The organism is Pseudoalteromonas sp. SM9913 (assembly GCF_000184065.1).
Classification (GTDB): domain Bacteria; phylum Pseudomonadota; class Gammaproteobacteria; order Enterobacterales; family Alteromonadaceae; genus Pseudoalteromonas; species Pseudoalteromonas tetraodonis.
Window position 1 is genome coordinate 1390640 of sequence record NC_014803.1, and the last position, 12262, is coordinate 1402901.

Below are 12262 nucleotides of genomic sequence, written 5' to 3' on the forward strand. Positions count from 1 at the left end.
TTGACCTTTGCGGATTATAATTTGTTCAAACTAGGAGCGGTTTAATAACGGCGCGAGGTTTGTAACCTAGTGGGCTAAGTAAAAACCGAGCAACAAAGAGTAAATCGCTCCTAGGCAGAACCCGAAGGGCAGCGCCTGTTTAGTATTGATGCTGCGTTATCGCCTATTTATGTGGAATAACCACACTACATAGGCTCTGCCTTGCCTAAATACCAAACAGGCTGCTGCAAATTAAATTTTGAAAGGTCAATAGACCCTAATACATATGTCACAATATTAAAAAATACTAAGTTGCCAAAGAGCAGCCCCGTTCAAAGTTAGGAGAAGGTAATGTCAGCAGGATTAAAATTTAAACAGGCAATTGCAAATAACCACCCGTTACAAGTGGTAGGTACTATTAACGCGTACACCGCGATGATGGCTGAAAAAATGGGCCATCAGGCTATTTATTTATCGGGTGCGGGTGTGGCTAATGCCTCATTTGGTATGCCAGATCTAGGTATGACCAGCCTTGATAACGTGCTTGAAGATATTCGCCGTATTACCGGTGCTAGCGATTTACCTTTGTTAGTGGATGCCGACACAGGTTGGGGTGGGGCGTTTAATATTGCCCGTACCGTTAAAGAAATGACTAAAGCAGGTGCAGCCGGTTTTCATATTGAAGATCAAGTGGCGCAAAAGCGTTGTGGCCATCGCCCTAATAAAGAAATAGTTACCCAAGCTGAAATGGTTGACCGTATTAAAGCGGCAGTAGATGCAAAAACCGATAGCGATTTTTACATTATGGCGCGTACCGATGCGTTTCAAAAAGAAGGCTTAAATGCGGCGATAGACCGTGCAGCAGCTTGTGTTGAAGCCGGTGCCGATGCGATTTTTGCAGAAGCGGTTCATGATCTTGCTGATTACCAAGCATTTACCAAAGCGATTAATGTGCCTATTTTGGCCAACATTACCGAGTTTGGCCAAACCCCAATTTACACCAAAGAGCAATTAAGCGATGTGGGCGTAGAAATGGTGCTTTACCCATTAAGTGCATTTAGAGCAATGAACAAAGCCGCACTCAATGTGTATTCGGCTATTTTGAATGAAGGGTCGCAACAAAGCCAAATTGAAAACATGCAAACGCGTGCAGAGCTTTACGACTTTTTAGATTATCACTCGTACGAAAACACGCTAGATAACCTTTTTTCAGCAAAATCTGACAAATAATAAAAATTTCAACAGGAGACACATCATGGTAGATAAAGCATTAGGTGGCGCAGGCTTACGTGGCCAAGTAGCAGGACAAACCGCATTATGTACAGTAGGGCAAACAGGCTCAGGTTTAACTTACTGTGGTTACGATATTAGTGAACTTGCTGAAAAAGCACAGTTTGAAGAAGTGTCGTTTTTACTTTCACGCGGTGAGTTACCAACATCAAGCGAGTTGGCAGAGTACAAAGCTAAACTTAAAAGCTTGCGCGGTTTACCAGAGGCACTAAAAACAGTGCTTGAGAACATTCCAAAAGACGCACATCCAATGGATGTAATGCGCACAGGGTGTTCTATGCTAGGTAACCTTGAAATGGAAAATGACTTTGGCGAAGCAAACGATGCGATTGACCGCATGGTGGCAATTTTCCCAAGTATTATTTGTTACTGGTATCGTTTTACTCATGACGGTGTTCGCATCGAAACACAAACTGGTGACGATTCAGTAGGTGCACACTTTTTAACGCTATTACACGATAAAGCGCCAAGTGAATTATTTGCACAAGTAATGAATGTATCACTAATTTTGTACGCAGAGCATGAATTTAATGCCTCTACCTTTACCGGTCGCGTGTGTGCATCAACGCTTTCTGATATTCACTCATGTGTAACTGGCGCAATTGGTACCTTACGTGGTCCACTGCATGGTGGTGCCAACGAAGCCGCCATGGATATGATTGAAGGCTTTACCAGCGCCGATCAAGCAGAAGATGCACTGATGGGGATGCTTGAGCGTAAAGATAAAATTATGGGCTTTGGCCACGCTATTTACCGCGAGTCAGATCCACGTAATGTTATTATTAAAAAGTGGTCTGAAAAATTAGCCGCAGAAGTGGGTGATGATGTGCTTTACCCAGTATCAGTTCGCTGTGAAGAAGTTATGTGGCGTGAGAAGAAGTTATTCTGTAATGCTGACTTTTTCCATGCATCGGCGTACCACTTTATGGGTATTCCTACCAAGTTGTTCACGCCTATCTTCGTAATGAGCCGCGTAACTGGTTGGACAGCGCATGTAAAAGAGCAACGTGCAAATAACCGTATTATTCGCCCAAGTGCTGATTACACCGGGCCAGATGCGCGTAGCTACACGCCAATTGAATCAAGAGGCTAATTAGTTAGCGTTTAAGGTGAGCCTAGCTCACCTTTTATTGTTTATAGCGCTGATGATTACTCATTATAGCGCTTTACCGTACTCTCCTCCGTCACCAAATTAGCGAATTTATTATGACCATTATTAATAACACCCAATACCGTAAGCCTTTACCAGGCTCAAATGTTGATTACTACGATACCCAAGCCGCCGTCGATGCCATTAAGCCAGGCGCATACGCTACACTACCTTACAGTTCGCGTGTATTTGCCGAAAACTTAGTGCGTCGCTGTGAGCCAGATATGCTAACCGATGCGCTTAGCCAAATAATTGAGCGTAAACAAGACTTAGATTTTCCATGGTATCCGGCACGCGTTGTATGTCATGACATTTTAGGCCAAACCGCACTGGTTGATTTAGCGGGCCTGCGTGATGCTATTGCTGCAAAAGGCGGCGATCCTGCAAAAGTAAATCCGGTTGTACCGACTCAACTGATTGTGGATCATTCATTAGCTGTTGAGCACGCAGGTTTTGATCCCGATGCATTTGAAAAAAACCGCGCCATTGAAGATAGACGCAACGATGACCGTTTTCATTTTATAAACTGGACCAAAACAGCGTTTAAAAATATTGATGTGATCCCACCGGGTAATGGCATCATGCATCAAATTAACCTTGAAAAAATGTCGCCGGTGATTCAAAACCGCGATGGCATTGCCTTCCCAGATACCTTAGTAGGTACCGACAGCCATACCCCGCATGTTGATGCATTAGGTGTTATTGCTGTCGGCGTAGGTGGCCTTGAAGCCGAAAGCGTAATGCTTGGGCGCGCATCATATATTCGTTTACCAGATATAGTGGGCGTAGAGCTTACCGGTAAACGCCAGCCTGGCATAACTGCAACCGATATTGTACTGGCGATTACCGAATTTTTACGTGAGCAACGTGTGGTATCGACTTACCTTGAGTTTTACGGTGAAGGGGCTGATGCACTAACCCTGGGTGATAGAGCGACCATTTCGAACATGACCCCAGAATTTGGCGCCACCGCTGCTATGTTCTACATTGACGATAAAACTATTGATTACTTGCGTTTAACAGGCCGTGATGAAGATCAAATTGCCCTGGTAGAAAACTACGCTAGAACAGCGGGTTTATGGAGTGATAGCTTAAAAACAGCGCATTATGACCGTGTACTTAAGTTTGATTTATCAAGTGTAGGGCGCAACATTGCAGGGCCTTCAAATCCGCATCGTCGTGTATCTACCAGCGATTTAGCAGCGCAAGGTATTTCGGGTGTTGTTGAGAACGAAGAAGGCTTAATGCCAGATGGCGCCTGTATTATCGCCGCTATTACCAGCTGTACTAATACCAGTAACCCGCGCAATGTAATTGCTGCAGGTTTATTAGCGCGAAATGCAAACGCTAAAGGCTTAATGCGTAAACCGTGGGTTAAAACCTCATTGGCGCCGGGTTCAAAAGCGGTGCAGTCGTACCTTGAAGATGCAAACTTACTCACTGAACTAGAGCAACTCGGTTTTGGTATTGTTGGTTTTGCCTGTACTACCTGTAATGGCATGAGTGGTGCGTTGGACCCTAAAATTCAACAAGAAGTGATTGACCGCGATTTATACGCAACGGCTGTGCTTTCGGGCAACCGTAACTTTGATGGCCGAATTCATCCGTATGCTAAGCAAGCGTTTTTAGCGTCACCACCTTTAGTAGTTGCTTATGCAATTGCGGGCACCATTCGTTTTGATATAGAAAAAGATATACTCGGTAAAGATCAACAAGGTAACGATGTAACCTTAAAAGATTTATGGCCATCTGATGAAGAGATAGATGCGGTTATCAAACAAAGCGTAAAACCAGAGCAGTTTAGAAAAGTATACGAGCCAATGTTTAACTTAACTGTTGATTACGGCGAAGATAACGACCCACTTTACGATTGGCGCCCAGAAAGTACGTATATTCGCCGCCCACCTTATTGGGAAGGAGCTTTGGCAGGTGAGCGCAGTATGACAGGTATGCGCGCGTTAGCAGTACTTGGCGATAACATTACAACCGATCATTTATCACCTTCTAATGCGATTATGGCCAGCAGCGCAGCAGGTGAATACTTAACTAAAATGAACGTACCAGAAGAAGACTTTAACTCGTACGCAACGCACCGAGGCGATCACTTAACCGCACAACGAGCTACATTTGCAAACCCTAAACTATTGAACGAAATGGTATTAGATGAAAACGGAGAAGTGAAGCAAGGCTCATATGCACGCATAGAGCCTGAAGGTGAAAACACGCGTATGTGGGAAGCAATCGAAACCTACATGCAGCGTAAACAGCCACTCATTATTGTGGCAGGCGCTGATTACGGCCAAGGCTCTTCGCGCGATTGGGCAGCAAAAGGCGTTAGGCTTGCTGGTGTTCAGGTTATTGCAGCTGAAGGGTTTGAACGTATTCACCGTACTAATTTAATTGGTATGGGCGTATTGCCGCTTGAATTTAAACCAGGCACAACGCGTAAAACACTTAATCTAGATGGTAGCGAAAGCTACGACGTGAAGGGCGAACCAACACCAGGTGCAACCCTAGAGCTTGTTATTACGCGTAAAAATGGCGAGGTATTAAACGTACCAATGAAATGTCGACTAGATACGCAAGAAGAGCTCTCTATTTATGCGGCAGGCGGTGTGTTACAACGCTTTGCGCAAGACTTTTTAGAAGCCACGCAAGCATCATAAGGACACACGTTTATGTTTAAACCACAAATTAAAGTGCCTGCGACCTATATGCGTGGTGGCACGAGTAAAGGGGTTTTTTTTAATTTAACCGATTTACCCGCACCAGCCCAAGTGGCAGGTGCGGCGCGCGATAGCTTATTATTACGCGTTATTGGTAGCCCAGATGCATACGGTAAACAAACCGACGGCATGGGCGGAGCAACCTCAAGTACCAGTAAAACGGTTATTTTGAGTAAGAGTGAACAGCCCGATCACGATGTTGATTATTTATTTGGTCAAGTCGCCATTGATAAAGCGTTTGTTGATTGGAGTGGTAACTGCGGAAACTTAACCTCTGCCGTTGGCGCGTTTGCCATCAGCAATGGTTTAGTTGATAAATCTCGCGTACCGGATAATGGCATTGCTATTGTGCGCGTATGGCAGGCGAACATTAAAAAAAGTATTTTAGTGCATGTACCCATGACTAACGGTGCAGTACAAGAAACCGGTGACTTTGAGTTAGATGGTGTGACGTTTCCTGCCGCTGAAGTAAAGCTTGAATTTATTGACCCTGCTGATGGTGATGGTGCGCTATTTCCAACAGGCAATGTGGTTGATGATTTAGAAGTACCAGGTGTGGGGACATTAAAAGCAACTATGATCAACGCAGGTATCCCGACTATTTTTGTAAATGCCAGCGATATTGGTTATACCGGTACTGAGCTACAAGATGATATAAACGCTGATGAAGCCGCACTCACTAAGCTTGAAACCATTCGTGCCTATGGCGCGGTAAAAATGGGACTAATTAGTACTATTAATGAAGCGCAAGCACGCCAACACACACCTAAAGTGGCGTTTGTGGCTGCACCGCTTAATTACAAATCATCAAGTGGTAAGCAGGTTAATGCAAGCGATATAGATTTGTTAGTACGTGCAATGTCAATGGGTAAGTTACACCATGCAATGATGGGCACAGCCGCTGTCGCTATTGGCACAGCAGCCGCAATTGACGGAACATTAGTTAATTTGGCCGCTGGTGGCGGTGCTATTAACCAGGTTAACTTTGGTCATCCATCGGGCACACTTAAAGTAGGTGCCGAGGCGGTTGTTACAAATGGCCAATGGCAAGTGACTAAAGCGAGTATGAGCCGCAGCGCACGTGTATTAATGGAAGGCTGGGTAAGAGCGCCATTTGATTATGACTAACTAGCACCCAAAATACGTACTATAGTAAAATAATAAGCCGCGAACTTAACTTAGTTTGCGGCTTTTTTATTTAGCAATTCAGTAGGTTGTAAAATGTACTTTGTTGAGGGGTGCTCAATAAACAGCAACATTTTTTCTGTTATGTCGGCAAATATTCACTTATATTGAAATGAACACTAGCCCGTGTATTTTTTCAATACAGTTTGTACGGAGTACATTAATGGATTTATCAAGGCTAAATGCAGAAAGGTTAATACAAAACTTACAAACCGGTGTGGTGGTGCATTCACCAGACACAGGAATTTTGTATGCAAATCCTGCGGCTTTAAATATTTTACGTTTAACAAAAGAGCAAGCGTTAGGGCGCGACTCGTTTGATAGTAAATGGAAATTACTGGATGAATTTCGTCAACCACTGCAGAGTTCTCAGTATCCTGTTAGCATTGTTATTGAAACCCAAAAACCACTGATGAATCTTGAAATAGGTATATGTGATAGCTCAAGCGACGAAATTACATGGGTGCTATGTAACGCTTATCCAGAGTTTGACGAGCAGAATAACATTGCTGAAATAGTCGTCACTTTTATAGATATTACTCATCAAAAACAAGCTATTCCATTTAAAGAAATTGTTGAATTAGCCAGCGACGTTATTTTAGTTACCGAGGCAAGCCCTATTACTAATGATGGCCCTAAAATTGTTTATGCAAACCAATCGTTTACTAAAGTAACGGGTTATCATTTAGATGAAGTTAGAGGTAAAACGCCGCGCATTTTACAAGGCGCTAAAACTCAACAAGCCACACGCGATAAAATTAGGCATGCGCTAGAAAATAAACAGCAAGTATCTGAGCAAATTCTAAATTATAAAAAATCAGGTGAGCCTTATTGGATTGATATGAATATTTTTCCATTAAAAAATGCGTTAGGTGAGGTGGCTTACTATGCAGCGATTGAGCGCGATATTACAAAAATGAAGCAGTATCAAGCACAACTAAAAGATTTAACCATTAAAGATCCGCTTACTAATTTGCTCAACCGAAGAGGGTTTATGGAAACAGCTAAACTTGCACTTGATGAGTGTATTAAAGACAGCCAGCACTTAACCCTTACGATGATAGATATAGACCACTTTAAGCGCATTAACGATCAATTTGGCCACGAAGGCGGAGATAGTGTGTTGCAAAGCATAGCTGCTACGTTTAAATCATTTTGTGACAGTGATGATATTATAGCGCGTTTAGGAGGAGAAGAGTTTTGCATTGTTTCGCCTACCAAATGTGTCAGTACCGTTGTTAAAACCTTAGCAAAGTTGCAAGATCATTTAAAAGATAACCCAGTGCAGTTATCAAGTGGCGGGCAGGTGAGTTATACAATAAGCAGTGGTGTATCAAGTTTGACTTCTGAGTCGTGTTCGCTGCAGGGACTATTAAGAAATGCCGATACCGCACTTTATAATGCAAAAACAACCGGACGGAACCAAACGGTGGTGTTTAACCAAAGCTTAGACTATGAGTAGATAAAACTGAAAACAGTCACGCTCAAATTTAGCTGTCTACGGCTTAATCGAGGTTATAACACTGCTGTTTTTTAGTTTTTATGAAGCGCTCAAATTCATTATTTGCACGCATAATCGCTATTTCTGCGTTGATATCATCTAAGATAAATTGCCAATTAGGCGTACTTTTACTGATTTCATAATACAGGGCTTTGTATTCTATGCTTGGCGTTAATGCAACTAGCGCACTAAGCATCCTCTTTTTTTCTCTAGCTGATAATAGTGATTTATAAATACTGGCTCTTAGCACTTCTAAGTCGGCAACAATAAGCTCAACCCGACCATTTAAAAGCAAATGAATAAGCTGATACTCACTGTTAGCAACGATGGTTTTTATTTCGCCTTGTTCAATAAGTTCATCTAATTCTTTACTATTTTTATATGAACGTACCACCCCCATAACCCTGTTTTTTACAGACTCAATACTGCCATCGTAATTTATGCTGTGATCTCTAAGTGCTACAAATGATAAGTCACCACCAGGAATGGGCTCAGATAACGCCAATAACTGATTACGTGTTTTGGTTAAAATGTTTTCTGACATTACATCGTCATTAATAAAATACTCAGGAAATAAAATATCAGCTTTACCTAATTCAGCTTCACGAACGGCACGCGCCCAAGGGTAAAGCTCTATATGTACACCATAGCCGCGTTTTACTAACATGCTTACTGTAAGTTGATATAGCCAGCCCTTATTGCATAAGTGATCGTCTATATAAGGGGGCCAATTAAGTGTAACTAAGCGAAGAACTGTATCGGCTTTTAAATTATAGCCATAGCCGCTTTTGTATTTCTCTCCGGGAAGTGTGATATTTTTATTGTCGACCGTATAGGTTACTGGCGCCGGTTGTGCGTAAGTGAAAAATGATAGTACTAAGGCAGCGATTAAAAATATTCTCATAAGGATAATGCATTTTTATCTTTAATTTTAAGTTTAGTGCGTTATTTGGAATAAACAACTTAAATAGTGAGGTTCTTCTAGTATACAAACAATTAAATATAGCCTTAAAAAGCGATAGCTATTAACATGCAAAGGTAAGTAATTTCACTTTAATACGACATAACAACAAAAAGTCTTTTTACTAGAGGGAATTTTTATGGCTAACAAGCCAATAAGTGAAGACAATCCATTTGCTAATTTATCTGATGTGCAGTGTGAGCAGATCCAAAATTGGTACCAAAAGCATATTTCTTCAACCTTACATTCTTTACTTAAAGGCAGTAAGTCTGGGCAAGTTATTGAGAGCAAGTTAGAAAGTACTTTAAATAAAGCGCTCTCTCAGAGCAAACAGCTTACTACTTATGCTATTGAGGGTAATTCGAGTATTAAATTAAAAAATGCCAGTGTTATGGCTGAGCTCAATGATACCCGTGATTTGTTTTATGGCGCGCAAGTTAAAATAAATAAACTAGAGCAAAAAATAACAACCAGTGCTCAAGAAATACAATTATTAGAGACAGAAAAAAGCGAATTGCAGCTAGAAGTACGTAGCTTAAAGCAACGTTTAAATCACGTACTTTCAAGGCTAGAATCGCAAGGTGTCTCATTCCAAAAAAGCCATTATGTAGGACGTATATTAGTTCAGGCTTTGCGAGCAAGTTTTGAAAATTGGCAGCAAACTCCACAAGGAGAGCCCTTTAAAAATCATGATTTTTACAAGCTTTTCCCGCGTGTTTTGTACTCAAGCTTATTAAAGGAAATAGAAAAACTGCTAGGGGAGCACGATTATAATCAAATCGAGCGTTCACTTAGTGATTTTGTGTTTAAGCAAAAGGGCTCGCCTGTAGAGAATTGGCCAGATGAAGACCCGATTTACGAGACGCGGTTAATTAATCAAAAGCAATCAGAGCTGTTAATAAAATTACATAGCCAACACCTGCAACGAAAAAACTTTACGTCCTATTTAGAAAAACGCCTTTCTAGTACTGGCTTTACCCATAAACACAGTGATTTATTGATGACGCTGGTTGAGTTTGCGACACACGATGAAAATAGCAAATTTTCTAGTTATTGCCATTAAGTTATTTGTAATGTTATTAAGTATTAAAGCAGCACCACTAAATATCATGTTGTTGTAGGCCAAGTATCTTTAATTTGGTTGCTAGGGTATTTTGTGCAAGTGTTTTTTTTACTATTTTATAAAGTGTGTTTACATTAAGTTGGTGTGTAGGGCGAATTAATAATTGGTGTTTATAGGTTTGCGCGACGCGTTCAGAGATAAGCAGCTTTTTTTTACTTTCTGGGTATTTATTGAGGTATTGATTTAAGTAAGAACGGGTAACAATCGCCATATCGCTGCGTTTTTTTAATACTAATTCAATACTTTTTTTATGACTGCTCAGTAACGTCATTTTATATTCGTTTTCAAGTATTGATGGATTGTTTTCAAAGTTTGCTAACTGATAGTGATAGCCTAAAATCCCAATGAGGGTTTTATCGTCTAAGTTATCAAACCAAGCTTGTGACTTTGCAAATTGCTTTAAAGCAATAAATACTTCGCTGTCTGTTGCTATCACAGGGGAGCTACTGATTATATGGTTGCCTTGTAGCCACCTCCAGTTTGGATCTTCAAAAAATACCGCATCGAACAAACCTTGCTGATAATCTTTAAAGCGCCGAATAGGTGTGGTGAGCACAAGCTCAAAATGATAGTCAGATTGTATTTTATTAAGTTCGCTAATTAGCTCTACGGTAAGGCCTGAAGCACGGCCGTCAACAATCTCTATGTAGGGAGGAAATTCATAGCCACCCACTTTGACTAGGGTTTTAGCTTGAACTTGCCCAGCAAAAATAAATAGCAATAGTAATGTAATGAGTGCGGCAGACTTCACAGGTAAATCCTTTCCTAGAATACTTTCTGATATTTCATCTTATAAGATAGCCTACTTGTTAACATAGTATTAATTTTCAAGCAATAAATTCTGACTTTGCAACGTGATTAAATGGATGTTACCTAATATTTATTAAGGAAGTTTAGAGCGTGTGCGCTTTTTCTTGGTATGTTTTTTGATGTTGGGCGTTGCTTGATGGTGGTAGGTTACACAATGTCGGGTGGCGCGGCTTCGCCACTTAACCGACCTACGTTCCCAACAATTAACGTAGGTTGGATAAGCCGGAGGCGTCATCCGACGATGTTGGATAATTCGGAGGCGTCATCCGACGATGTTGGATAATTCAAAGGCGTTATCCTACGATATTGAATAACCCAGAGGTATTAGCCGTTTATTATAAGGAGATTTTTTGTGAGATATCGTCGAAATTATCAACCGGGAGGAACGTATTTTTTTACGGTTAATTTGCAGGATCGTAAAGAGTCATTATTGGTTGAGCATATTGATTTATTGCGTGGGGCTGTGCGCTGGGTAAAAATGCATAAACCATTTTATATTGATGCGTGGGTGGTGTTGCCTGATCATATGCATGCAGTGTTAACTTTACCCGAAGGTGATAGCGATTATTCTGGTCGTTGGCGCGAAATTAAAAAACGTTTTTCTAAAGGCTTGCCTAAAAACGAACATGTATCACTCGCACGCATTAATAAAAATGAACGAGGGATTTGGCAACGCCGTTTTTGGGAGCATACCATTGTTGATGAACGTGATTATTGGCACCATGTAAATTATGTTCATTTTAATCCGCTTAAACATGGTTTGGTTGAACGGGTGGTTGATTGGCCTTATTCAAGCTTTCATAAAGCGGTCGCATCAGGAATGTACAGCCGTAATTGGTGTGGGGAATAATATAATATATTTTATGTCGGGTGTTTCACATACGTTAACAATAATGAACGTAGGTTGGATAAGCCGGAGGCGTCATCCGACGATGTTGGATAATTCGGAAGCGTCATCCGACGATGTTGGATAATTCAGAGGCGTCATCCGACGATGTTGGATAATTCGGAGGCGTCATCCGACGATGTTGGATAATTCAAAGGCGCCATCCGACGATGTTGGTATTGGTCATTACCTGTGCATGCTTTGCTTTATGTTGGATGGCGTTTGGTGTTGGAATGCAACCTAATGTCGGGTGTTTCATCAATGTCGGGTGGCGCGGCTTCGCCACTTAACCGACCTACGTTCTTTTTTTATTGGTACGACTGAGTGGATTCGAACCACCAACCTTTGGAGCGGGTGATTAAGAGTAGGTAGTGCTTTTTCTTGAGGTGTTTTTTGTAATTGGTACGACTGAGTGGATTCGAACCACCGACCCCTACCATGTCAAGGTAGTGCTCTAACCAACTGAGCTACAGTCGTACTATGAGTTTACGTACTATTTAATTCATCCATGAAGCTTTATCCTGTCGGCGTCCTGCCTTCACCTCGTTCGGCTGCGAAGCTTCGCTTCGGTCCAATCTCGCCCAACTGAGCTACAGTCGTACTTCTGTATTTAAGAATTGTTAATTGCTTAACAACGGTCGCTAATATATA

9 protein-coding genes and 1 tRNA gene are annotated in these 12262 nt (G+C 41.5%); 7 read left to right on the top strand and 3 right to left on the bottom strand.

Translation table 11 applies throughout. The annotated features are described in order from the left end of the window. The first annotated feature begins 330 nt into the window (after positions 1 to 330). The 5 genes from prpB (at position 331) to PSM_RS06390 (ending at position 7792) form a co-directional block, all read left to right on the top strand. Positions 331 to 1209 carry a methylisocitrate lyase gene (gene prpB, locus PSM_RS06370; protein ID WP_013464731.1) on the top strand — a complete coding sequence of 293 codons (879 nt, stop codon included), beginning with the start codon at positions 331 to 333 and terminating at the stop codon, positions 1207 to 1209. Between the two features lie 25 nt (positions 1210 to 1234). Beyond that, a complete protein-coding gene (gene prpC, locus PSM_RS06375) occupies positions 1235 to 2362 on the top strand; it encodes a bifunctional 2-methylcitrate synthase/citrate synthase (RefSeq protein WP_013464732.1) in 1128 nt (375 codons plus the stop codon). A gap of 113 nt (positions 2363 to 2475) precedes the next feature. Next, a complete protein-coding gene (acnD, locus tag PSM_RS06380) occupies positions 2476 to 5085 on the top strand; it encodes a Fe/S-dependent 2-methylisocitrate dehydratase AcnD (protein WP_013464733.1) in 2610 nt (869 codons plus the stop codon). A gap of 12 nt (positions 5086 to 5097) precedes the next feature. Continuing rightward, a complete protein-coding gene (gene prpF, locus PSM_RS06385) occupies positions 5098 to 6273 on the top strand; it encodes a 2-methylaconitate cis-trans isomerase PrpF (protein ID WP_013464734.1) in 1176 nt (391 codons plus the stop codon). 220 nt (positions 6274 to 6493) lie between these two features. Further along, positions 6494 to 7792: a sensor domain-containing diguanylate cyclase gene (locus tag PSM_RS06390; protein WP_013464735.1), complete on the top strand. Its 1299-nt coding sequence runs from the start codon at positions 6494 to 6496 to the stop codon at positions 7790 to 7792. Between the two features lie 43 nt (positions 7793 to 7835). Here the strand turns inward: PSM_RS06390 and PSM_RS06395 are convergent, their stop codons facing one another. Beyond that, positions 7836 to 8735, bottom strand: a complete 900-nt coding sequence (locus tag PSM_RS06395) for a substrate-binding periplasmic protein (protein WP_041695689.1) — start codon at positions 8733 to 8735, stop codon at positions 7836 to 7838. 196 nt (positions 8736 to 8931) lie between these two features. Between PSM_RS06395 and PSM_RS06400 the strand changes: the two genes are divergently transcribed. Beyond that, positions 8932 to 9855, top strand: a complete 924-nt coding sequence (locus PSM_RS06400) for a hypothetical protein (protein ID WP_013464737.1) — start codon at positions 8932 to 8934, stop codon at positions 9853 to 9855. Between the two features lie 37 nt (positions 9856 to 9892). On the opposite strand, the gene PSM_RS06405 is transcribed toward PSM_RS06400, so the two are convergent. Then, entirely contained in the window at positions 9893 to 10666 is a 774-nt protein-coding gene (locus PSM_RS06405; RefSeq protein WP_013464738.1) for a transporter substrate-binding domain-containing protein, read from the bottom strand. Positions 10667 to 11077: 411 nt separating this feature from the next. Between PSM_RS06405 and PSM_RS06410 the strand changes: the two genes are divergently transcribed. Continuing rightward, positions 11078 to 11575 carry an REP-associated tyrosine transposase gene (locus PSM_RS06410; RefSeq protein ID WP_013464739.1) on the top strand — a complete coding sequence of 166 codons (498 nt, stop codon included), beginning with the start codon at positions 11078 to 11080 and terminating at the stop codon, positions 11573 to 11575. 436 nt (positions 11576 to 12011) lie between these two features. Here PSM_RS06410 and PSM_RS06415 read toward each other — a convergent pair. Next, positions 12012 to 12088: transfer RNA gene (locus PSM_RS06415), tRNA-Val, on the bottom strand. Positions 12089 to 12262: the final 174 nt, after the last annotated feature.